Origin of the sequence: Saccharibacillus endophyticus, from assembly GCF_013185185.1 — a bacterium.
Classification (GTDB): domain Bacteria; phylum Bacillota; class Bacilli; order Paenibacillales; family Paenibacillaceae; genus Saccharibacillus; species Saccharibacillus endophyticus.
In genome coordinates, this window is the sequence record NZ_JAAZWE010000002.1 from 889,084 (window position 1) to 912,654 (window position 23,571).

Annotated in this window: 20 protein-coding genes; 3 read left to right on the forward strand and 17 right to left on the reverse strand. The window is 53.4% G+C overall.

What is annotated here, in order from left to right:
• Positions 1 to 32: 32 nt before the first annotated feature.
• From HRQ63_RS09880 to pgaC, 14 genes are all read right to left on the reverse strand, one after another.
• Positions 33 to 1,436, reverse strand: a complete 1,404-nt coding sequence (locus HRQ63_RS09880) for a hypothetical protein (RefSeq protein ID WP_172242569.1) — start codon at positions 1,434 to 1,436, stop codon at positions 33 to 35.
• Positions 1,420 to 1,956 (reverse strand): RNA polymerase sigma factor, encoded by a 537-nt coding sequence (locus HRQ63_RS09885; RefSeq protein ID WP_216673880.1) that lies wholly within the window; start codon positions 1,954 to 1,956, stop codon positions 1,420 to 1,422. The genes HRQ63_RS09880 and HRQ63_RS09885 overlap by 17 nt, the downstream gene beginning before the upstream one ends.
• Positions 1,957 to 2,104: 148 nt before the next feature.
• On the reverse strand, positions 2,105 to 3,859 hold the full coding sequence (locus tag HRQ63_RS09890) for a hypothetical protein (RefSeq protein WP_172242572.1): 1,755 nt from the start codon (positions 3,857 to 3,859) through the stop codon (positions 2,105 to 2,107).
• Complete coding sequence (locus HRQ63_RS09895) at positions 3,843 to 4,376, reverse strand: RNA polymerase sigma factor (protein ID WP_172242575.1); 534 nt, start codon at positions 4,374 to 4,376, stop codon at positions 3,843 to 3,845. The genes HRQ63_RS09890 and HRQ63_RS09895 overlap by 17 nt, the downstream gene beginning before the upstream one ends.
• A 167-nt stretch (positions 4,377 to 4,543) precedes the next feature.
• Positions 4,544 to 6,325, reverse strand: coding sequence for a hypothetical protein (locus tag HRQ63_RS09900; RefSeq protein WP_172242578.1), 1,782 nt, complete (start codon positions 6,323 to 6,325; stop codon positions 4,544 to 4,546).
• Positions 6,309 to 6,842 (reverse strand): RNA polymerase sigma factor, encoded by a 534-nt coding sequence (locus HRQ63_RS09905; RefSeq protein ID WP_172242581.1) that lies wholly within the window; start codon positions 6,840 to 6,842, stop codon positions 6,309 to 6,311. Before HRQ63_RS09905 ends, HRQ63_RS09900 begins: the two co-directional genes overlap by 17 nt.
• A 214-nt stretch (positions 6,843 to 7,056) precedes the next feature.
• Positions 7,057 to 7,404: a DUF4181 domain-containing protein gene (locus HRQ63_RS09910; RefSeq protein WP_172242584.1), complete on the reverse strand. Its 348-nt coding sequence runs from the start codon at positions 7,402 to 7,404 to the stop codon at positions 7,057 to 7,059.
• An 85-nt stretch (positions 7,405 to 7,489) separates the two neighbouring features.
• Positions 7,490 to 9,331 (reverse strand): hypothetical protein, encoded by a 1,842-nt coding sequence (locus HRQ63_RS09915; protein WP_172242587.1) that lies wholly within the window; start codon positions 9,329 to 9,331, stop codon positions 7,490 to 7,492.
• On the reverse strand, positions 9,315 to 9,848 hold the full coding sequence (locus HRQ63_RS09920) for an RNA polymerase sigma factor (protein WP_172242590.1): 534 nt from the start codon (positions 9,846 to 9,848) through the stop codon (positions 9,315 to 9,317). The genes HRQ63_RS09915 and HRQ63_RS09920 overlap by 17 nt, the downstream gene beginning before the upstream one ends.
• 427 nt (positions 9,849 to 10,275) lie before the next feature.
• Positions 10,276 to 10,596, reverse strand: coding sequence for a thioredoxin family protein (locus HRQ63_RS09925; protein ID WP_172242593.1), 321 nt, complete (start codon positions 10,594 to 10,596; stop codon positions 10,276 to 10,278).
• Positions 10,597 to 10,676: 80 nt separating this feature from the next.
• Positions 10,677 to 11,090, reverse strand: coding sequence for a DivIVA domain-containing protein (locus HRQ63_RS09930; RefSeq protein WP_172242596.1), 414 nt, complete (start codon positions 11,088 to 11,090; stop codon positions 10,677 to 10,679).
• Positions 11,091 to 11,173: 83 nt separating this feature from the next.
• Complete coding sequence (locus HRQ63_RS09935; protein ID WP_172242599.1) at positions 11,174 to 12,406, reverse strand: aminopeptidase; 1,233 nt, start codon at positions 12,404 to 12,406, stop codon at positions 11,174 to 11,176.
• Positions 12,407 to 12,674: 268 nt separating this feature from the next.
• Positions 12,675 to 13,133, reverse strand: coding sequence for a hypothetical protein (locus tag HRQ63_RS09940; RefSeq protein ID WP_172242602.1), 459 nt, complete (start codon positions 13,131 to 13,133; stop codon positions 12,675 to 12,677).
• On the reverse strand, positions 13,091 to 14,371 hold the full coding sequence (gene pgaC / locus HRQ63_RS09945) for a poly-beta-1,6-N-acetyl-D-glucosamine synthase (RefSeq protein ID WP_172242605.1): 1,281 nt from the start codon (positions 14,369 to 14,371) through the stop codon (positions 13,091 to 13,093). Before pgaC ends, HRQ63_RS09940 begins: the two co-directional genes overlap by 43 nt.
• Before the next feature lie 199 nt (positions 14,372 to 14,570).
• Between pgaC and HRQ63_RS09950 the strand changes: the two genes are divergently transcribed.
• The 3 genes from HRQ63_RS09950 to HRQ63_RS09960 all read left to right on the forward strand — a co-directional run bounded on the left by HRQ63_RS09950 (position 14,571) and on the right by HRQ63_RS09960 (position 19,685).
• On the forward strand, positions 14,571 to 15,746 hold the full coding sequence (locus tag HRQ63_RS09950; protein WP_172242608.1) for a GNAT family N-acetyltransferase: 1,176 nt from the start codon (positions 14,571 to 14,573) through the stop codon (positions 15,744 to 15,746).
• Between the two features lie 374 nt (positions 15,747 to 16,120).
• On the forward strand, positions 16,121 to 17,872 hold the full coding sequence (locus HRQ63_RS09955) for an ABC transporter ATP-binding protein (RefSeq protein WP_172242611.1): 1,752 nt from the start codon (positions 16,121 to 16,123) through the stop codon (positions 17,870 to 17,872).
• Positions 17,856 to 19,685 carry an ABC transporter ATP-binding protein gene (locus HRQ63_RS09960; RefSeq protein WP_172242614.1) on the forward strand — a complete coding sequence of 610 codons (1,830 nt, stop codon included), beginning with the start codon at positions 17,856 to 17,858 and terminating at the stop codon, positions 19,683 to 19,685. The genes HRQ63_RS09955 and HRQ63_RS09960 overlap by 17 nt, the downstream gene beginning before the upstream one ends.
• 120 nt (positions 19,686 to 19,805) lie before the next feature.
• Here the strand turns inward: HRQ63_RS09960 and HRQ63_RS09965 are convergent, their stop codons facing one another.
• The 3 genes from HRQ63_RS09965 to HRQ63_RS09975 are packed head-to-tail and all read right to left on the reverse strand — an operon-like array spanning position 19,806 to position 23,500.
• Entirely contained in the window at positions 19,806 to 22,694 is a 2,889-nt protein-coding gene (locus HRQ63_RS09965; protein ID WP_172242617.1) for a CHASE3 domain-containing protein, read from the reverse strand.
• A 25-nt stretch (positions 22,695 to 22,719) separates the two neighbouring features.
• Positions 22,720 to 23,031, reverse strand: coding sequence for a hypothetical protein (locus HRQ63_RS09970; protein ID WP_172242620.1), 312 nt, complete (start codon positions 23,029 to 23,031; stop codon positions 22,720 to 22,722).
• Between the two features lies 1 nt (position 23,032).
• Positions 23,033 to 23,500, reverse strand: coding sequence for a cupin domain-containing protein (locus HRQ63_RS09975; protein ID WP_172242623.1), 468 nt, complete (start codon positions 23,498 to 23,500; stop codon positions 23,033 to 23,035).
• Positions 23,501 to 23,571: the final 71 nt, after the last annotated feature.

Consider the following 23,571-nt stretch of genomic DNA (forward strand, 5'->3'; position numbering starts at 1 on the left):
CCAACATGCTTCAACCTTTGATTTGCCGATAATTAGTCGGAAATCGGAATATCCAAATCCCGCGAAGAATCTTGAATGCGGTACGTTCCCGCGTTGATCGAAAACTCGCTGCCTTCCGGAACGTTCGGAAATACGTCGATTTGGTATCCGAAGTCGCCGGTGTACTTGTTGCTGGCTTGTTTGGGGTCGGACGGATACGTCTTGCCGTCGACTTTGAGTTTTGTTCCGCTCATCATTTGGAACTTGTTTTTGGTCAACGTCTGAACATGTACGTCATTGCCTTCTCGGGTCACTTTATAATCCATGATGCTTTGATCCGGCATCGTTTGTTGGAGACGCTGCGCTTGATCGGTCGGAGGAGCAATAGGCGTCCAAATATCGGCATATTCGTTGACCACTGCCGCATTCCGCAATTGAAGCGTCAAAGATCGATCTCTCACATCGTCCACCGCGTAATCCACGAAATTGAAGTAAAGAGCTTCCTGAGCGTTCGGGCCGGTATCTGCGAGCATATTCGCATTCATCGGCCTAGGATCCCATCTGCCTTTGACTTCTTTTTCGTCCACTCGCAGACTCACCTCTTCATAGTACAGAAATTCGGAACCGTCCGCGGCGTTTTTTTGTGCGCGAATCAACGGAATCCGCAGTTCGAAAGGACCGATTTCCGCCGCTTCCAGTCTCATTCCCGTGCGTTCTTCGAGAGCCGCCTGTTCTTCGATCGGCAGGGTATACCCGAAAGTGACAGCTTCCCCGTTTTCGACCGTGAAATCGATGTTCCAATCTCCAGGAATCGTATCGACGATCCGGATCGTTGAATAGGTTAAGTTTTTTAGCGTTAACCGATACTTTTTATTCTGGCTGTCCGCGGACAGATTGCTTTCGAAATATTGAGTAAGCGTCTGGTTCGTCAGATCTTCGCCGTCCGGTTGGAACAAACTTCGTTCTCCAAGCATCGGCAGACTCTCGCCGCTATCCAAATCGGTCAATGTCATTTGTTCGAATTCGAACGTAGTGAACCCGCGGTTTTGCAAATCGGCCAGACTCAGGTGCAGCGCGAGTTGATTGTCCTGTTCCGACGGCTTACGCCCTACGACTAAGCTGTTTAACGTCACTTCGATACCGTCGACCTCGGCCGAAACCCCGACCTGTTGACCCATTTCGATCGCGATGTCTTCTTGCTGCGTCAACGGATTGAAATAAACGGCCGCTCCTCCGGCCGTCGCGAGAATTGCGGCGGCAGATGCAGCCATCACCCAACGGCGGGCGCGCGAAATGCCGCGTTTTTCTTTTGGCGGCGTGTTCGACTGTTCGCTCCAACCTGAACGCCGACGCTTCACTTCCAATTGAATTCGACTCCACATCTCGTCATAATCCGGGCTGCCGTCCGAAAGTTCGCGCATCCGCCGTTGTACTTGCTGTTCAGTAATTCGAGACATGGTGGTCACTTCCTTTCCCTCGCGAATCCGACGATTTTTCGTACAGCTTTTTCAACATTTTCAAGCCCCGGTTTATTCTCGATTTGGCCGTCCCTACCGGAATATCCAGCGCTTTCGCGGTTTCTACCGTCGACAGGTCGGCCATATAGTACAGCAGCATCGCTTCGCGAACTTTGGGCTTCAACCGGGCGAGCAGCTCTCCGAACTCGTCGGCGGTCTCGGCCCGCTCGTATTCGTTCTCCACCGATTGCGACGGACGCAGCGGCAGATGGATCGAAAATGCTTTTTTCTCTTTTTGATTCCCTTTGTTGCGCCGCCGCATCAACGAATGGCACTCGTTGGCCGCGATGCGCATCAGCCAGGCTTTGATATATTCGACTTGGCTCCGATCCGCCAGCATCGCTTTGACGAACACTTCCTGACTGATATCTTCCGCGTCCGTCTGGTTGCGCAGCATATGTAAGCAGTATCGGTATACGTCTTCTTTGTACGTCCGAAATAACGTATTATCGTCCACCATTTCTCACGCCCTTCGCCCCTCTTTATGATTTATCCCTTTTATAGAGACTCGCGAGTCGGAGAAACAGTTCGCTTTTCAAAAAAATTCAAAAAAACGCTCCTTTTCATCGTGCGAAAAGGAGCGGAATGTTCGGTATGATTCCGAAGGCTTAATCGGAGATCGGAAGATCGAGATCGCGCGAAGAATCGTAAACGCCGTAAGAGCCCGCGTTGATCGAAAAATCGCTGCCTTCCGGCACGTTTTTGAACACGTCGATCCGGTAGCCGAAATCGCCGCCGTATTTGCTCGACGTTTCGTTCAGATCGCTTTCGTACATACGGCCGTCGACTTTCAAATGCGTGCCGCCGATCAGGTAGAATTTGTTTTCGGTCAGCGTTTGGACATGCACGTCTTTGCCTTTTCGCGTGACTTTATAAGCCATTACGCTCTGATCGGGCATCGTTTCGGAAAACGACTGACCTTGATCGCCCGGCGGCTCGATCCCGGTCCACACGTCGGGATATTCGTTCACGACTACCGCATTTCGCAGCTTCAGCGTCAACGTCTTCCCGCTCAGATCGGTGACGGCGTCGGGAACCAGATCGAACGCGATGTTTTCCGGGCTTTTCGGATCGATGCCCGGCGGCACGTAAGGTTGGCCGGGTATCGGAGCCTGAAAGCCGGTGATTTCCAGATCATCCACCTGTAATAAGATATCCCGATAAAACAAAAATCGCCCGCCGGGCAGCCCGTTATTCCCCTCTTGGCGATTCACGGGAATGCTCACTTCGAACGGGCTGACGACGGCTTCCGGCAGCGTCATGCCCGTCCGCTCTTCAAGCGCCTGCTGCCCGTCGATCTTGAGGGTGTAATTCGATTCGGCCGCTTGCGATCCTTCGACCGCGAAATCGATCGTCCATTCGCCGCTTGCTTTGTCGGTCGTTCTCACGTACGCATAAGCGAACGATAAGTCTTCGATCTGCTGCCCTTCAGGTTTTCGGAACGTGAACGAGGTGTTCCGTGACCAGGTTTGTTCGGCACCGATCGACCCCCATACCGGCGAAGTCAGCGGCTTTTCGCCGTTTTTGATCACGATCTTGCCCGGTTCTTTGGAAAAAACGGACGGCAGATCGCCGCTTTGCGAATCCGGCCAGTCCCGATTCGCTTCGTATTTCAGATTCAGCCGATTGCCGCCCGACACCCAGTCGTAAGCGGTGATCTTGATCTTCAGATCCTCTTCCGGGATCGCGACGTATTCGCTGCCTGCCGCAAACTCGCCTTCCAGCGGCGTCTCGACCGTCTGATTGAAAAATAAATCCTTCATCGTCAACCGGTACCTTTTCGTTTCTCCGGTCGCGGGCAGGCTGCCCGAGAAATACTGGGTCAACACGGGCTCTTCGCCTTGCGCGTCGCGACGGAAGATATTTCGCTTCGTTCCCGAGATCTCCAGCTTTTGTCCGGTATCCAGATCCGTTAAAGTCGATTCTCCGAACTCGGCGAGTTCGAAGCTTCTGCCCGCCGTCTCTCGCAAACTCATGCGAAGCGACATCTGCTCTTCTTCCGTTAAAGGTTGACGACCGATCGCCGCGTTGTTCAACGTCAACCGGACGCCTTCGGCTTCGGCATAAGCTTCCAACTTTTGTCCCGCGTCGGCGGCAGTCCATGCCCGGTTCGCGGCATGGTCGAAATACACGGCCGTTCCTCCGGACGCGGCCATGACCGCCGCCGCGGACGCCGCTACCACCCATCGGCGGGCACGCGAGGCGGTCGGCTTTTCCGCCGGCAAACCGGGCTGCTCGTTCCAACCGGAACGCCGCAGCTTTACTTCCGTGCAAATCCGCTGCCATATGGCTTCATAATCGGGACTGCCGTCCGGCAGCCCGCGCAGTCCTTGACGGATCTGCTGCTCAGTAACTCGAAGCACGATGCCCACTTCCTTTCCTCTGCGCTTCCGGTAATTTTTCGTACAGTTTTTTCAATACTCCCAATCCCCGGTTGATTCTCGACTTGGCCGTCCCGACCCGAACGTTCAGCGTCCGTGCCGTATCGTTCGTCGACAGATCGGCCATGTAATACAACAGCAGCGCTTCCCGGGGTTTGGGGTTCAGCTTGTCCAGCAGCCTGCCGAATTCGTCGGCCGTTTCGGCTTGTTCGTACGCCTGCTCCACCGACGGCGACGGATGCAGCGGCAAGTTGATCGAGAACGCCTTTTTTTCTTTTTGATTCCCGTTGCTGCGCCGCCGCATCAACGAATGGCACTCATTGGCCGCGATGCGCATCAGCCAGGCTTTGATATATTCGACTTGGATCCGGTCCGCCAGCATCGCTTTGACGAACACTTCCTGACAAATATCTTCCGCGTCCGACTGACTTCGCAGCATATGCAAGCAGTATCGGTATATGTCTTCTTTATACGTTTCGAACAACTTATGATCGTCCACGGTTTCCCACGTCCTTTGTCTCTTTTTTATCGTTTGCTCGTTATAGAGACTTGCGGGCGGGAAAAACGGTTCGCCTTTTGAACAAATCGAAAAACCCGTTTCTTTTCCGGATCGGAAAGAAACGGGTTTGACGCGACGGCATGCGCGAACACGCGGCCGGCCGATCGTTATTTGCGCAGCACGATCTCCGTATCCAGCGACGGATCGATCTGACTGTACAAGCCCAATACAAGTTCGGGATCAACGCCCTGCGGAACGTTCGGGTACACGTCGACCCGGTAATCGCCGTTCGGACGGTAATGCGCATAAGACGATTTGCCGTCCGCCCGATAGGTATCGCCGTTTGCGTTCACGATAGGGGCTTCCAGCAGATGCAGCGAATTTTCCGTTTCCGTAATGACTTTAAGAACGTCGCCTTCGCGCGAATAACGGTAATGCAAGATGCTGCCGTCCGGAAGTTCGGCATCGATCCGTTGTTCTTGTTGCGTCGGAGCGGCAAGAACGGTTCCGCTCCCTGTCGGTGCTTCGCGAACCACTAGGGCATTTTGCAGACGAATCGCCAGCGGCCCCGTAGTCAGATTGCGCACGGCTTCGCTCATGAATCGGAAAGATAACGCCTCCTGCCCTTGAGCCGCTTGGCCGGAAGATAGGAGCGAAGGATGTTCTGCATGTTCACCTTGCCAGGATTCGAAACCTTCCGCAACAAGTACCGATTTTTCATAATATAGAACAAGACCGTCGTGCAGCTTCCGGTCCTTCCGTTCTCTTTCGATCGGAAGATACACGCCATAGGCGCTGACATCGGCTTGCCCAAGCTTCCATCCGATTTTTTGTTCGATTTCCGAAGCGTTTTCCGGCGTGATTTGAACCACCCGTTCTTGAGCCTGCGTTCCGTCGAGCGTGAAATCCATCTGCCAAGACCCTTCGATCTTTTCAACCGTTTCGGCGTAACTATAAGTTAAAGTCAAAGCTTGACGCTCTTCGGCGCTCATGTCGTACAACTCGTAATTCATACTGAACGCATCATCTCCCCTAGTGCCTGAAGTGGGTGCTATGGTTCGGGTGCCGGTATTTAAAAGAAGCTGTGTTTGAGTCTCGGAAAACAAGGATTCCGGAAGCGAAGACAAACTGTAAGCCTCCGTTCCTTGAAGCTTATAATTTAAGGTCAACAGCCCTTGCTCTTCGTCCCATTTCGAATCGGTGAGCAATACGGACGCGCCTTGGAGTGAAGGAATGGGGTATTCGGTTTGATCCTTAACAACACCTTCAAGCGAAATATCGTGGCGACGTACCGTATACAGATCGCTCGTTTCGAAACGGAAACGGCGAGCCTGCCCTTCCTCGGCCCAATCCCCGTCGAACACTTGAGCGTCAGACACGTTCTGCATGCCTTGCCGCAGGTCGAAGCTGGCTCCTTTCCATTCCTGCGTTGCTCCGCTGTCCAGATCCGTCAGGCGCGTGGATGCGAACCCGGCGTATTCGGCGTTCGGCACATTCAGACCGCTCAGACTCATTTGCAGCACCAGTCTGTCGCTTGGTTTTTCCGTTGTAGACCTGCCTTGAAAATGTCCTTGAATCAGGTTGTTGATCGTCAGCTTGATCCCGTCGACCGTAGCCGAAGCTTCCAATGCTTGCCCGGCAGGCGCCGTGTAGGCTTTGCTCGTTTCGTTTAAGTTTGAAGTCACTGTAGATGCAGGTTCGGTCGCTGTGTCCGTTTGCCAAAACAGTACGCCTGCAACGGCTACGCAAGCCAACACGCCCGCTCCCGCAGACATGGTCCATCCTCGGCGTAACGATCTTTTTTCCGCAGATACGCTTTCGGCTTTCCATCCGGATCTTCGCTTGTCGACTTCGAGGAGAATCCGTCTTCGCATGCCGGCGTAATCCGGATTGTCGTCTTCCAATTCGCGCAGTTCCTGCTCCGCAGCCGGATCAGTAATTCGAGACATGAACATCGCTTCCTTTCTTCACGTGTATATCTTGTTCTTCCTTCAGCTTCCTGAGCGACCGCAATCCCCGGTTAATTCTTGATTTGACGGTTCCGAGCGGCAGACCCAGCATTTCGGCCACCTCCGCCATCGGCAGATCCGCCATGTAATACAGCAGCAGGACTTCCCGAAATTTCGGCTTGACCTGCCCGAGCAGCGAACCGAATTCGACTGCCGTTTCGCGACGTTCATAAGCAGTTTCAACCGATAGGGCATGCCGGAGCGGATCGTTCTGGAGAAAAACTTGTTGCTCCTTATCCCTTCCTCGGCTCCTGCGCCGCATGAGGCTGTGGCATTCGTTGGCCGCGATCCTCAGCAGCCAAGCTTTTTCATTGCGAAGATCGCTTCGGTCCGCCAACATCGCTTTCACGAAAACCTCCTGGCAGATGTCTTCCGCATCGCCTTTATGTTTGAGCATGTACAGACAGTATCGATATACCGTCGTTTTATAATGTTCGAACAACTCCAGGTCGTTCATCCCTCTTCTCACATCCTTATCGACTTCCGTTTGCCTCCTTCAAGATCATGAATGAGCGCGCGCTTCGTATAGAGGACTTCCGAAACGGCGAAGAAGTTCCCGTTTGATGATTCGCCGAAAACTTTAATGATACGCCTGCTTCCAAAAAGGCGAACGCGAAAAAGCCGCCGGGAATTTCCCCGACGGCCGCCTTCACTCGATGATCAACCAACCGTTAAACGTAAATGCCGATCGCGAGCAGCACGGTTACCACAAATGCCAAGCCGCCCATCCAATAGGACACGATATGCGCATGCGCTCCCGGTATATACTTGCGTTCGAACACGGAGCGTACCGCGAACAGCGCGGTAATCAGCCCTGCAAACCAGAAATAGCCGTGAGGCGCGGAGAATCCAATCAAAAAAGCGATGACCGCAACGGCGCTGACGATCATGAACCCTACATAAGGTTTAAAACCGTCTCCGTCCACGTCCCACAGTTTTTCTTTGCTCTGCAACAGGATTCGATCCAGCAGCCACTGGAGAACAGCCAAAGCGACGACGATCGGAGGAATAACAATCATGCTCTCACCTCTTTCATGCTGATCTTCTATATACGCAAAAAAGACCGCCCGGGTCGCAAATCCCGGGCGGTTTTCGAACGATGTTTTATTTGCGGATGATGACTGTAGCGTTTTTCGAGTCGTCGACCGTGCCGTAGGCTTGAAGCCCGAGTTCGAACTTCTCGCCTTCCGGCACGTTGTCGAAAACGTACACGCGATCGTAAAATCCCGTTTCGGTATTCCGAATCGACTTTTCCTCGAATGCATCCGTATCGTGAGCATAGGATTTTCCGTCGACTTTCAATCGGATGCCTTCATAGATATTCATGCCGTCCGGTCTTTGAACCTGCACGAGCACGTCGCTTCCTTCGCGGTGCACGATGTACTTGATCGGCAGACCTTCCGGAAGGGTATCCGTCGTTGGTTGTTCTTTTTCCGTCGGAATCGGAATCTGTTTCCAATAGTCGTCGTGCCGGCGCACGACCCAAGCATTGCTGAACGTGGCGGTTAAGGGCTTGTTTCGGAAATCATAACTTTCCCAATAGTCATAGGTCATTTGACCGGCCGTCGCGTTTTTGGACATGCCCTGCACGCCGAATTTGATATACTCCTGCTCGCCTTCCCGTCCCTGCAGGATCCGCATGCTCGGAACCGGATCTTGAGAACCGGAAGTCGTGACCTCGCCGTCGGTGATGGAGATGCTGTAATCGACGACCTGACCGTCTTTCCATCCGGTTTCCGAATCTTCTTCATTCCGATAAACCGGAATCGTAACGCCGTAAGCGTCTAACTGCGCGTCGCCCAGCGTCCAGCCGGTCTTCTCCGTCAGCTCCGACGCGTCTTCGACGGGAATCGTTTCCGTTTGAACGATGGCTTTCGACGAATCGAGCGTGAAATCGATCGTCCACGGCCCTTCGATGACCCGGACCGGCTCCGCGTAACTGAACGTCATCGTCATGTCGGCGATCTGGTCTTCGGTCAGTCCTTGAATGTTGTACTCGCCTTCCGCTTCGCTCACGCCCGGCTCCGGTTCGACGGGTTCGCCCCAACTGCCCGGTCCCAGATCTTTATCGCCCACTTTCAGGTTGACCGAAATCCCCCGATCCATCCCGAGCGTGGCCGAATCCTCCGTGTCGAGTCTCGGCACGTTTTCGTTCGGCAGGAACTTGATCTTCATCAGCCCTTGCTTCTGATCCCAATCGATATCAGTGATTTTGATTTTGAAATCCCGATCCGGCAGCACGGTATATTCTTCGCCCAGCTTCACGCTGCCCTCGATCGGAACAGTCGCGCGGCGAATCATGTACAAGCCGGACGTTTCCAGACGATAGCGATGTTGCCCTTCCGTATCGTCGAGATCTCCGGTCACTCTCGACGTCGTGTTCAGCGTCCGATTGGCTTCCCAATCTCCGACGCTGCGAACATCGTCCGTATTGAAATCGCCCATGCTCAATTCCAGCTTTTTGCCGGTATCGAGATCGGTGATCGACGCTTTATCGAATGCCGCGTAGCGCACGTTTTCGCTGCCGAAACCGCTGAGCGACAAGTCGAGTACCATTCTTTTTTGCGCTTCGCTTTGTCCGTAGCTTCGATCCATCCCTTGAACCGCACTGTTCACTTTCAACATAATCCCGTCCACTTCCGCCTGTGCGCCAATCGACTGACCGAGCGGTGCGGCTTTCGTATCCGGAATCAAATGTTCCAAATACCCTTGAGAAGCTGCGGCTCCCAATGCGATTACGGCTGCAAGCGCCGCGCATGCTACAGGCATGACCCATCTTTTCTTCGGCGACTCTTTGCGGATCGGCGCGGCAGTCTGTTCCTGCCAACCCGATCCCCTCTTGTCCGCCTCCAATCGAATCCGGCTCCACATCGCGTCGTAGTTCGGATTTTCTTTTTTCAATCCGCGCAGCTTCTTTTCCGTTTCGTTTTCAGTAGCTCGAAGCACGACCGTCACCTTCTTTCTCCGGCATCGCCGATTCTTTTTCCGCAAACTTTTTTAACGATTTCAATCCCCGACTGATTCTTGACTTGGCCGTTCCGATCGGTACGCCTAGCGCATCCGCCGTCTCGTTCGTGGACAGGTCCGCCATATAATACAGCAGCAGCGCCTCGCGCAGCTTCGGCTTCAGTCGTCCCAACAGTTCCTCGAACTCGCCCGACGTCTCGAGCCGTTCGTACGCCTGCTCGACCGATTGCGGAGAACGCAGCGGCATGCCTAGCCAGAACGCCCGCTTTTCCTTGATCTCGCCGTTCGTTCTGCGCCGGAGCATCGAATGGCACTCGTTAGCCGCGATCTTCATCAGCCATGCTTTCACGTATTCGATGCCACTTCGGTCCGCTATCAGTGCTTTGACGAATACCTCCTGACAGACATCCTCCGCGTCCGCGCGACTGCGAAGCATGTACAGGCAGTAATGGTAGACCGCCTCTTTATGGGTTTCAAAAAGTTCTTTATCGTCCAACGTTTCTCACTTCCTTTGCCCCTCTGTGTAGTGATCACTCGACCATAAGAACACGCGGGGGATCAAATAGGTTCCATTTTCGCTTCGAATTTTTCATAGCAAAAAGGACGGCTGGGGACCGTCCAAATACTATTCGTGCGAGCAGAGAGGCGCTGCGGGAGAAATTCGTTCAAGACGCTGTCTCACTTGGAAAACTGGAATGAAATTTTAAGTGTAGGTTTTCCAAGTTCAAAGGCGTTTTTCACTGAATTTCTCCCTCCGCTAGGTTCGCTTCTTTTACGAAAATTCTTCTTCACTCTTAAAAGAACCGGACGAAAGCCGTCCTTCTTTCCCAAAGAAAAACGAACTCGCTCCACAATTAAGTGGGGCGAGTTCGTTTCCAGTCGAGCGAAGTTCGATCGTGATCGAACGGCTCTTTTTTCCTTATTTACTTGCCGATCGACTCCAGATATTCGGATACTTGAGTCGGGGTTTTGGCGAATTTGCTGTGCAGGTGGGCGATTTTTTCGCCGTTTTTGAACACGAGCAGGCTCGGGATGCCGCGTACTTCGTTCGACTCGGCTACCTCTTGGAATTTCTCCGCGTCCATCGCGAAGAACTGCTTGTCCTGGTTGTTTTCGATGATGCCGCCGATGAAACGGTCCAGGTTTTTGCAGTCCGGGCACCAATTGGTGTCGAACTTGATGACGGTCAGGCCGTCTCCGCCGATTTGTTGATTATATTGTTCCAAGCTCTCGATTCGTTCCATATGCGCATTCTCCTCTCGGTTTCGGGAAAGGGTCCGTCCGCGCTGATCGGATATACTCGTAAAAGGTTACGCCCGCCGCTTCAGTAAGGATCGTTGTACGAATCGCCCGCACCCGGACGCATCCGACGTTTTGCCGCTTGAAGCGCGCGTTCCATGTCCTGCACGGCTTCATCCACGATGCGACGGTCAACCAGATAGTCCTGCACTTTCGCTTTTTCCGCAAGTCTCGCGATCTCGGCGTCTTTCTTCTCCAGATCGTAACCCTGACGGCGCTGAAGCGCGTTGTACTTGTCCAACAAGTCGGAAATCACCTGATAAAACCGCTCGTAATCGAGGATGACGTCGTCCAGAAACGCATCGACGTCCTCTTTCGTATACCCGCGCATTTTGACGGGAAAGTCCTTCTCATGAATTTGCAAAGCGTCGAGCTTGATGCCGAGCTGTTTGAACAGCCGCTTTTGCTCCTCAAGTTGGCGCTGATACTGCTCCTCCATGCCCATCCCTCCTTCTTTTAATGTATCATATTATGTGACGAGATTGATGAATTTTTAATTAAAAGATTTTGCAAAATCAGAATTCAAATCGTCCACTGCCCTGCGCGGAACACTGGCTCGACCGTCCCGTCCTGCAGTTCGCCGTCGATGTCCATCTGGTTCGAGCCGACCATGAAGTCCACGTGAGTCAGGCTCGAGTTGCCGCCGCGTGCCAGCAGCTCGTTTTGCGTCAGTTCCGCTCCGCCTTTCATATTGACCGGGTAGCAGCTGCCGAGCGCAAAATGGCAGGACGCGTTTTCGTCGATTCCCGTGTTGTAAAAGACGCGGTTCAGGTTGGAGATCGGCGAGTCGTACGGCACCAGTGCCACTTCGCCGAGATATTTCGCGCCTTCGTCCGTATCGAGCAGCGACTCCAGATGCTCGCGTCCGGATTCGGCATCGAATGCGATCACGCGGCCGTTTTCGAAAGTCAGCGACAGCTTTTCGACCAAACGCCCGTTCAGGTTAAGCGGCATGGTGGACGTGACCGTTCCGTTGACGCCCGTGCGATTCGGCATCGTGTACACTTCCTCGGTCGGCATGTTGGCTACGAAATACACGCCTGCACGATTGGTGTCGCCGCCGCCGAGCCATAGATGATTCGGTGCCAGCTCGACTTTGAGATCCGTACCCGGCGCGCGATAGTGCAAGCTTTTGTAGTTTTTCTCGTTCAATTTGGCCTGCATGTCTTTCAGCGTCTGAATATGGTTTTGCCAATTCTGTACCGCATCGCCTTCGCCGACCCGATTCATTCGGAAAATGGTTTCCCACATCGCGTCCACGCGTTCGCTCTCCGGCAGATCCGCAAATACTTTGTTCGCCCAGGCCCGAGTCGGCGCTTTGATCAGGCACCATGCCAGTTGATTCGTGCGCACGAACTGCTGGTAACCTTTGCGTGCCGCGGCCGCCGCTTTGGTTGCCCGCGCCACGCGGGAAGAGTCAATGCCTCGGTACAGTTCCGGGTCGGGGACTTTGATATGCATGACCGCTCCGCCTTCGGCGGCCAGCTTTTCCAGCGCTTCGGCTTTGAACGTCGGGTAATAGTCGAACGTATCCTCCGAAGCGTATTCGTAGCGCAGGCGCGTCGACGCTTCGTCTTCCCATTCGATCTCGACATACTTCGCTCCCGCTTCGTATGCTTTTTGAACGACCAATCGCGTGAACTCCGCCGCTTCGATCGGGGATTGCAGATGAAGCACTTGCCCCTTCTGAATGTTGACCCCTACCTTTACGACCAGCTCCGCGTATTGTTCCAGTTTCTGCGTAAATCCATCCATTTCTTTGCGACCCCCAAGTTTTCATCCTTATGTAAAATGAAAATTTCGAATATGAAAACACCTTCTCTTATCATAGTCAAAGATTTTGCAAAAATCCACATAGCGAATCGGGTAAGAGCTTTCTCGTAAACGATTCCGAATCAAATAGAAAAAGAGACTGACAGCTTGTTAGATAGCCGTCGGTCCCTTTTCGATAAATTGAATGCGGTCAAGCCACTAGTACCTTGTTAACGTTAAAAGTAAAGTTACGCCCGTCCGATGCGTGTGATCACGGCTTTTTACTTCCGAGCGGGGCGATCGGATTGGTTTCAAAAACGGTGTAATCGTTAGCCTGCAACTTTTCGATGATCTCCAGATCCAGCAAGCCCAAAGACTTAAGTTCCAGATTATCGACAGCAGCAGGATAAGTTCGCCTTTGCAGAGTGCCGAATCTTTTTTTATTGTATGCGCGGTTGATATAAAGGGTTGCATAAAACAAAAGGAAGATGCCGAAAGCCAATATAACCAAATTACGAACATCTTGATCCATGGTATGGAAGGAAGCATGCAAAATTTTGGTCAAACCGTTAGGCAGTCCGAAAGTAGCCGATACGAAAAACAAAACGACCACTAATCCATACGCCCAAAAAAGTAAAGAGAAAAAGAAATCAAGGCAGGCTCGAAACCAAGATCGGTTACCTACGATCAGGAAGCTTTCTTCTTCATTCCGCGGTCCGGACTGTTCCATACGGCGTAACCTCCTTTCAGACGCGACGAGATCGCTCTGGGAACAGCAGCCATTACCACGAATGTATTCACCATCCAGTAAATGGCCGGGTACCAAGCTGCCCAAAAATAGTATTTCAACACGCGGTTGTAATTGGAGTCGATCAAAAGCGCGATCAACAATTGAATCAAGCTAATGAATACCAACGCAAATGAAGTAAGCGTAAACCAAAGCAGCATATCCGTTACGCTGTCGGCCGTAACCAATAATAATAGCGTAACAAAAAGCCAACTGAATGCCCAAAAGATACTGATCCATTGTTCGAGGTAAATCAGCCACATTCTGCGTTGTTTCCAGCTGAACAAGATTTTCCAATGGCGAAGAATGACTTCTTGGCCGCCCTGTGCCCAACGAACGCGCTGTTTCCAAATGCCGGACAAGGTTTCCGGCACAAGCATCCAACAAATAGCCTGCGGCTCATAGCGAACATCCCAAAAGCGTTTTTGGAGTTTCCAACTCACCGCAATGTCTTCAGTAATCATGTCGCGGTCCCATAACCCGACATCCACGAGCGCTTTTTTGCGGAAAGCGACCACGACTCCGGAGACTGTCATTACTTTTCCGAGAAGTCTTTGCGTGCGCTTAATCGCTCCGATAATCGAGGCGTATTCGACCAACTGCATTCGGCTAAGGAGATTGTTTCGGTTGCGGATCGCCGGATTGCCGGTTACGGCACCGAGTCTTTCGCCGCCTTTAAAGAAATGGCGAATCAAATAATAGGGAGCCGTATCGGCAAGGAGGGCGTCGGAGTCGACGCAGATGAGGTATTCGGACCTTGAAGCGAACAATCCGACTTGCAAAGCATTGGCTTTGCCGCGGTTTTCATTCAGTTGAATCGATCTGACAATCTCGTATTCTTCCGACAATCTTTTGATGATTTCCCCGGTTCTGTCTTTCGAACCGTCATTGATCAAAATGATCTCTTTCTTGGGATAAGAAAGTCCGTTCAGGTTACGTACGGTTTCTTCGATCGTCTCTTCTTCGTTATAACAAGGAACCAATATGCTGATCATCGGCCAATCGATTTCCTCGATGTTCAAAAGATTGCTTTTGGATTCTTTCGTTCTAAGGAATAGAAGAGAACCGGCCATCCAAAAAAGAGCCATAACAAACGGATACCAAAAAACAAATCCTGTTACAAGGCCGTAAGGCCCAGAAAACAACTCCGGAAATCCCAATTCGGTTCCCTCCACTATCATATATAGACATTAATTTGTGACTAAGTAACTATACATAGAATTTTAATGAAATGTCAATTTATTTTCTGGAAGAAACAGAACTTTTTCAAAGAGAATTTTCCACCTGTTTTTGTACCTACTTTGCTGACCCATTTTGCAAATCAAAGCGCTTTCTGTTATATTCGCGGCAGATATCGACCCACCAAAGGAGCCTTGACCGATGACTACTTTTCGTTTGCTTGAAACACGCGAACTTACCGATGCCGCGCAGCTTTCCAATTCCGTATTCCGTCCGGATATTCAACCGACGATGGCCGACATGTTTCCACGCCTGTTCGCGCCGGGCGTTATTCAATCCTATGGCGCATTTACCGAAGAAGGCACGCTGGCCGCGTTCATGGGGCTTGCTCCTTCGACGCTGCGCATAGGCGGAGCAGCCTCGCTTCGCGCTTTCTCGATGGGTTCGGTCCTTACCGCACCGGAGCATCGGGGAGCCGGGCTGGCGGGCGAATTGCTGAATCTTTGCATCGCGCATACGCAAAAAGCCGAAGCCCCGCTGCTGTTTATCTCCGGCGAGCGTTCGTTATATACACGCGCAGGAAGCGCCTATTTCGGACGGGCCGCAAAAGCGATCCTTCGCCGTTCGATCGATGCGTCTTCCGCTGCAACCGATTCATCGGTTCCGGCGCAGCCATCGGTTCGACTCCGTCTTGCTGAACCGCAAGATTTGCTGCATGTGCATCATCTTCATGAGTTGAACGACACGCGATTCGAAGAAAGCGCGGCAGGCCTGGGCGAATTGTTGGGCGCCGCTGCCTATTGCAACGTATTGGGACTGGCACAGCTTACGGTCGTTGCCGAAAATCAAAACGGCCTTGCCGCCTATGCGGTAATAGGCGTCCCGCATCCTATACGATCGGCACTCCAAAGCAGCTCCATGCCTTCATCAGAAATCCAACCGGAAACAAGCAACCCCGCAACAGTTATCTCTTACGGCGGCGATGCTCAAAATACGGCTAACCTGATCCATGCTTTGCCCGACTTCTGCCGCTTGGACGAACTGCATGTCGAGATTCCCTGGCAAGATCAAGCTCTGGAAACGCTGCTCGAACAAAAAGGAGCCGAACTTCAATCGATCCGCAACGGCGGTACCCTGCTCGTAACCGACATTCGCCTTATGCTCGAACAAGCCTACGATCTCTGGCCGCTGCCTTGGGAAGAAGCGCTCCGCGTCGATGCCGACGGCCGCGTATTCGCTACAACCAGCAACCGAGAACTCAGCCGAACGGAATGGTACGGAACGCTGTTCGATCCGAATTACCCTCGTCCCGGCGACATCCCTATTTGGTTCGACCCTATTCCTCTCCCGAATCCTTACGGCTTGCATTATATCTGAGTTTTTTTAAAAAACCTTCATCCAAACCGGACTTCCTTTCCCTCGCCTTTACGCGTTTGCGTTCTCCAGCTAAGGGTAATATGTATATGATGAAATAGGAGATTAACCTCCCGCGAACGCGACCCGTGAAGCGGCAAGCTCAGTGAATCTCGAAGAAGAGGCAAAGCGAAGACGTGCAGCATGCGCCTACGCTCTGCCTCTTCGTCACCTGCGCGCTTTCCGTCATCGCGCCTAAAAGTCGCATCGCCGGAGACGATACCCGTGTTCACCTATCATTCCACCCCATTTCCGACCCGAGCGGCCAGCAATGCGTCGCGGCTTCGCGTATAAGCCTCGGCGGCCGCCGGGCGGTCCGAAAGAGAGTTGAAGAAGACTTGAAAGGCAAAGAATTACTCAAGGATTATGTCACGGCGCATATCCCCGGGTACATGACCGCCGTGCTGCTCATCGTCGTTGCCAACGTTATCCAGTCTGCACTCCCTCTCGTTTTGGGACGCTTTACCGATGATCTTCAGGCCGGAACGCTCAATTACGATTCCGTGACCCGATTCGCTCTTCTGCTCCTCGGGATCGGCCTCTCGTACGGCGTACTGTTCGGTCTGGGCCAATATCAGGTCATGCGGCTGGGCCGTCGCTTCGAATTCGAAGTCCGTCAGAAGCTGTTCGGCAAATTCGCCACGCTCAGCGAACACTTTTTTTCCAAACAAGGCACCGGCAAGCTGCTCAGCTACGTCACCAACGACGTGCAATCCGTGCGCGAATCGATCTCGAACGGCGTGACGCAGACCACCAATGCCGTCGTGCTGCTGCTTTCTTGCATCGTCATGATGATGATCGGAGACATTCCGCTGTCGCTTATCCTGATCTGCATCAGCCCGCTCGTTTTGATACCGTTGATCGTTGTCCGCATCGGCCCGCAGGTACGGGAGCGTTCGATGCACGTACAGGAATCGTTGGCCGGTATGACGGAGTCCGCCGAGGAGCAATTCGGCGGGATTCGCGTCACGAAGACGTTCGGTACGGAAGAAATTTCGGGTCGTCGGTTCGGGGAAAAGGTGGATCTGATCCGCGGCGCCCAACTGTTCCTCGTCCGGTTGTCCTCGCTGTTTCAGGCGGCTATTCCGTTTCTCGGCGCTCTGTCGCTGGTGCTGGCATTGCTGATCGGCGGCGCGCAAACGCTCAATGGCGCGATCACGCTCGGCAGCTTCGTTTCGCTGACGCTGTACATGCGCATTATCGTCGGCCCGCTCCAACAGATCGGCAACGTCATCAATATGATGCAGCGTTCCGGCGCTTCGCTCGAGCGGGTCAACCGCCTGATGAACGAAGAACCCGACGTGCAGGACGAAGAGAACGCGCGCACGCTGGATAAGCCGAAAGAGATTCGTTTCGAGCACATGACTTTTTCTTACCCCGGCAGTCGCGAACCCGCGCTGAAAGATATCAATCTCACGATCGAGCCCGGAAAAACGATCGGCATCGTCGGTCGGACGGGTAGCGGCAAAACGACTTTGGTCAAGCTGCTGCTGCGCATCTACGAACCGCCTCGCGGCTCGCTGTTCTTCGGCTGCACGGATATTCGCGACCTGTCGCTGGAAAGCTTGCGCGGACGCGTCGCCTACGTTCCGCAGGACGGATTCCTGTTCAGCACGACGATTCGCGACAACATCGCGTTCAGCGACCGGGACGCTCCGATGGAAAAAGTAGAGACGGGCGCGAAACGTGCCATGATCTACGAAAACATTTCGCGTTTCCCCGAAGGCTTCGAGACCCGGCTCGGCGAACGAGGCGTAACGCTCTCCGGCGGGCAGCGGCAGCGGACCAGCCTTGCGCGCGGATTGACGAAAAAAGCACAGGTGCTGATCCTCGACGACAGCATGAGCGCCGTGGATGCCGTCACCGAGACCGGCATCCTCGACAATCTGGTGCGCGAACGCCGCAGCAAAACCACGCTTATCATTTCGCACCGGATCAGCGCCGTCAAACATGCGGACGAGATCGTCGTATTGAGCGAAGGACAGATCGTTCAGCGAGGAACGCACGAAGAGCTGCTGCGGCGCGAAGGCGCGTACGCGATGATGCACCGGCTTCAAGAGGAGGGACTTCAACATGACGAACTTGAATAAACGACAGTCGGCCGAAACGGCTTCAAGCCCTTCGCAGGAACGCAAGCCGTCGACTTCCTCCACGTTGAAGCTGCTGCTCGGGTATGCCAAACCTCATCGGACGGCGTTTTTGGGCGTCTCCGTCTGCGCGCTGCTGGGCATATCGGCGGAACTGCTTCAGCCGCTGATCGTCCAGATCGCGATCGACGACCATCTGGCCAAAGGCGAAGGCGGAAGCTCGCTGCTGCGGCTCGGCCTGATCTATCTGGGCATTGCCGTGATCAGCTTCTTGTTTACCTATTTACAAAACAACCTGCTGCAATACGCGGGACAAAGCATTATCGCCCGGATTCGCAAAGACCTGTTCAGGCATATTTCGAAAATGTCGATGTCGTTTTTCGATCGGACGCACAGCGGCAGTCTCGTGACCAACGTCTCCAACGACACCGAAACGATCAGCCAATTTTTCACCCAAGTGCTGCTGAGTCTGGTGCGCGACGGCATGATGCTGGTGCTTATCATTGTACTGATGTTCAGTCTCGACGCTCAGTTGGCCATGTTCTCGATGCTGATCCTCCCGGTCATTTTTATCGTCGCCGCTTTGTTCCGTTCCTATTTGCGCAGCACGTATCAGCAGGCGCGCAGCCGATTGTCCCGCCTGATCGCTTTTACCGCGGAGAATCTGTCGGGTATGGGCCTGATTCAATCTTTCCGTCAGGAAGAAGAACAATTCGGGCGCTTCACCGAGCAGAACCGCAACTACTGGAACGCCAATCTGCGGCAAATTCGTTCCAACGTGCTGTTTAACCGTACCTTCGATATTCTGGGCAACGCCGCGCTCGTGCTGATGGTCTGGCTCGGCGGACGCGCCGTACTCGGGCAAAGCATGGAAGTCGGCGTGCTGTACGCGTTCGTCAGTTATATCCGCCAATTTTTCCAGCCGATCAACCAGATCACCATGCAGTGGAATACATTCCAATCGACGACGGTTGCCGTTGAACGCATTCAGCGGGTGTTGGAGACCGAACCGGACGTGCGCGAGCCCGGAGAAAAAGAACAAATCCGACTCCCGTCCTCTTCTCTGCGCGGCGAAGTGAATTTCAACAATGTGACATTCGGCTATCGCGCAGATCGTCCCGTGCTGAAAAATCTCAACCTGCATATCCAGCCCGGCGAAATGATCGGCGTCGTCGGAACGACGGGAGCCGGCAAAAGCACGCTGATCAGCCTGTTGAACCGCTTTTACGACGTGGATGCCGGCACAGTGGAAATTGACGGCGTCGATATTCGAAAAGTAACGCAAAACGATCTGCACGCGGCCGTAGGATTGATTCAACAAGACCCTTATCTGTTCGCCGGCTCGATCATCGATAACGTCCGTTTGTTCCGTGAGGACATCACGCGGGAGCAGGTGATCGAAGCGTGTCGTTTCGTAGGCGCCCATCCGATGATTCTTCGTTTGCCGAACGGTTACGATACGCATTTGTCCGAACGGGGCAGCGGATTGTCGGCCGGGGAACGGCAGTTGATTTCCTTCGCCCGCATCGTCGTATTCCGGCCGAAAATTCTGATTCTCGACGAAGCGACCGCCAATCTCGATTCGGAAACGGAAAAGCTTGTCCAGCAAGCCCTCTCTTCCGTCGCGCAAGGCCGAACCACGATCGTGATCGCCCACCGTCTGTCGACGATCATGCATGCCGACCGCATTCTGGTCATGCAGGACGGCGAATTGACGGAGCAGGGCACGCATGCCCAACTGCTGGCGCGCGGCGGTCATTATGCGGAGCTGTACCGACACGCAAGGCAATCGGGACGCGAGCAATTACCCGGTTGAACAAAATAGACCTTATATTTCCATATCGAAAAAAGCCCCTGAAACCGACAATCCGGTCTCAGGGGCTTCTTGGTTGCTGCCGTTATTCCTTTTCGCTGCCGCTATGTCGAGTCGAAACGCCTAATCAGCGATTCGGCCGGACATATCCAGCAATATCTTCATTCGTTCTACGACCAAATTCATGTCAAGCGGTTTGGTCAGGTAATCGGAAGCTCCCGCATTCAGGCATTTCTCCCGATCCTCCTTCATTGCTTTTGCAGTGAGGGCCAAAATGGGGATATGCGCAAGTCCCGGTTCCAAACGAATACGGCGCATCGTTTCGAACCCGTCCAGCTCCGGCATCATGATATCCATAAAGATCATGTCGAACGGTCCTTCCGCGTTCAACTTATCCAACGCGTCCAACCCGGTCAAAGCAACGATAATCTCCACGCCATGCTTCTCCAGCATGCTTGTCAGCGCATAAACGTTACGAATATCGTCGTCCACGATCATCATGCGCATCCCTTCAAACGGCATGTCCGGCTCATGCAGAGTCGGCGGGAATAACATCCCGCCCGCATACGCCCCCCCGCCTTCTCCGCCTGCGGAATCCGGCACGATTCGAATAAATCGTTGGGAATCGGGAGTCGATAATTCGATAGAGGCTTCCGATTCTTCTTGGGCGGCTGCCGCCGAATCGGCTTCCTCCGGTAACAATGCCTCTTTCAGGGATGCGATGCTTGACCAGGATCGGCGAGCGTTCAGCGGAAGGAACAAATCCGCCGATTCCCCGTCATTCTTCACGCATGGAACGTACAGACAGAATGTGCTGCCCGCACCGTAACGGCTATCGAGCGTAATTTCGCCGCCCAGCAAGGACGCCAACTGCGTCGAGATCGACAAGCCTAGGCCCGTGCCGCCGTATTTGCGGGCAATCGTTCCGTCTGCTTGTTGGAAAGCCTGGAAGATCAACTGACGGTTTTCCTCACTGATGCCGATACCCGTATCGCTCACGCTGAATGCCAACTGATCATACGCCGAGCCTTCCGGATTCACTCGTTTGCCCGGTACGCGGCCGATTCGGAGCACCACTTCCCCGCGTTCCGTAAACTTGAAAGCATTCGAGAGCAAATTGCGCAGAATCTGTTGAAGCCTCAGCTCATCCGTGAAAATGTAACCCGGCACGTTCTCTTCAATCTCGATTCGGAAATCAAGCCGTTTGCGGATCGCGATCTCGGCAAAGTAACGATCCATATCCGAAGCTACTTTTGCCAGATGCACAGTGTTTACCTCGATTTGCATTTTGCCGGCTTCGACTTTGGACAGGTCAAGAATGTCGTTGATCAGATTAAGCAAATCTTTGCCGGACTCGTGGATACTCGAAGCGTACTCCTCTTCCTTCGCCGTTAACGTGCGATTCTCGTTTTCGGCAAGGATCTGCGAAAGGATCAACATACTGTTAAGCGGCGTGCGCAGTTCATGCGACATATTGGCCAGAAATTCCGATTTGTACTTGGAGCTGATCTGCAATTCTTGCGCATACTTCTCGGTCTCTTCCACCGCGATTTCGGCTGCATGCTTCTGCTCGCTGAGCTGCTCGTTGATACTCTCCAACTCGTCGCGCTGCGTCATCAGCTCCTGCGATTGTACCTGAAGTTCTTCCGATTGCACTTGAAGCTCTTCGGATTGAGCTTGGAGTTCTTCATTGAGCGACTGCGATTCCCGGTACAGACGTTCGATCTCCTGCCTTGCTTCCACCGTTTGAAGCGTACTGCCGAGCAGTTCGGCTTTTCGCTGCAGGCGTTCGATCTCGTCCGCTTCGAACGGTTTCGGCGACGCCCATTCGATAACGGCTTTCACCCGGCCTGCATAGAATACCGGAATCAGCAGCACTTCGGCCGACGACGAAGAACCGAGCGCGGAAGAGATTTTCACATAATCCGCAGGCACATCCTTCAGATGCAGTATTTTTCCTTCAAGAGCGCAGCGCCCGATCAAGCCTTCACCGAATCGAATATCGACCGATTCGGTTCGTGCCGCATGCTCGGCGTCTTCGGCCAGAGCCGCGATTTTCGACAGCATCTTGCGTTCCGCGTCCACCACGTAGAAAATGCCGACCGGAATCTCCGTCGTCTCGGACACTTTCGACAAGAAAGCTTCGGCAAGCTCGGTGCTTGAACCGGAAGACTTCTCCTGAAGCAGCTCCGCCAGGCGAATCAGCCGTTCTTTATGCCGATCTTCGGCCTCGATCTTCGCGAGCAGCAGATTAGTCGAATCGCCCAGATCGCCCACTTCGTCTTGGGAACGAACATCGATCCGTTCGCGCAAATCGCCGCCGACCGTGATCGAGCGAATCGCGTCCGTCACTCGGGAAATCGTTTTTGAAATATTGCCTGCAATAGCGAGAGCTGCCACGATGGACACGATCCCGACCAAGGCCCACAGTCCGATCATCGCATAAATCATCCGGTCGCTGTCCGCTTTCAATTCGGCCACTCTCGCGTCGGTCAACCGCTGCTCGGTATCGCGAAACGCATCGAATTGAACGCGCAGTTGATCCATCTCCCGCTTGCCCGCGTCACCCGTATAGTAAGCCAATACGTCAGCTTCTTTGCCTTCGGTTTTGAGTTCGATCGTGCGATCGCCCATCTCCGCGATCCAGCTCTCGATATTGGAACGGATAAGCCCGAGGCTCTGCTGCTGGGACATATTGTCGCCGACCAGCTCGTACAATCGGCTGTAGGTCGTCTCCCATTCGGTACGTCCGCTGGTGTACGGCTGCAGATAATCGCGGTCTCCGGTCAGCAGATACCCCCGCTGACCGGTCTCCATGTCCAGCACGTTTTTTTGCAGCGCGCTCAGTTCGTCATGCACGGCAATATCATGATCGCTGATAAACGCATTGGCTTCCTGAAGACTGCGCACCTGTGCGGATACCGCGAGCAGCGATAATCCCAGGCAGACCAGAATAAACAAATACCCGGCCAGTATTTTCGCGCGAATGTTAAAACGTCTTTTTTTCGGCACTTCCATGCCCTCCGCTTCGCTCAGTTTAATCTTTGATGTTTGGCGGATCGAGCCGCCGCGCACGCTGTTCGAACAACTGGTTTTCCAGCATTTCCATACGCTTGCGTTCCCAATCCGCTCTTTGCTCTGCGAATCGTTCGGATGTCTCGTCTTCGCGGATCGTCCAGAGATCGCTCAGCAGATACCCTTCCACTTTTACAAGACGATCTGCATAAGGTCCCGTTATCCAAATCATTCCTTCCGGAAGCAGCCTGATCCTCCGGTGTCCGTCAGCCGCTTCCGCTAATTGTCCGAGCTTGATCGCGTGCAGCATCTGGCCGAACGTGTACCAGTTCATGCTACTTCCGTTCGATCATTTTGAAATCATCATAGTGGAAGCCCGGCGCCACGATACAAGTCACCAACACGGGCTCGTCACCGATCGGCCGAGCTTTTTGCCAGTGTTTGCCCGGAACCAGCCCCTGGAAAGTTTGGCCGTTGGCCGTATCCGGACCCAAGATAATTTCTTCGCCCTCAACAGGTTCTTCCCCGTCGCCGCCCAGCGTCAGAGCCAGCGGACCGCCCGTATGCCAGAGCCAAAGCTCGTCGGAATGCACGACATGCCATTCCGACGCTTCGCCCGGGTGCAGCAGGAAATAGATCGAACTTGCCGCGAAACGGTCTCCCGTGTATTCTTCCGGCAGCACGCTCTGCGGAATCGTGAACGAAGATTTCCACAGCTCTTTATGCCATCCGCCTTCGATATGACCTTCAAGTCCCAACAGTTCAACCAGGGGGGAAAGTTGGAATGATCGATTTGAATTCATGGGTAAGGTTCTTCCTTCCTTCAATAAAGATTTTCTAGTAAAGATTTCTGATTTCCAGCATACTATACTAT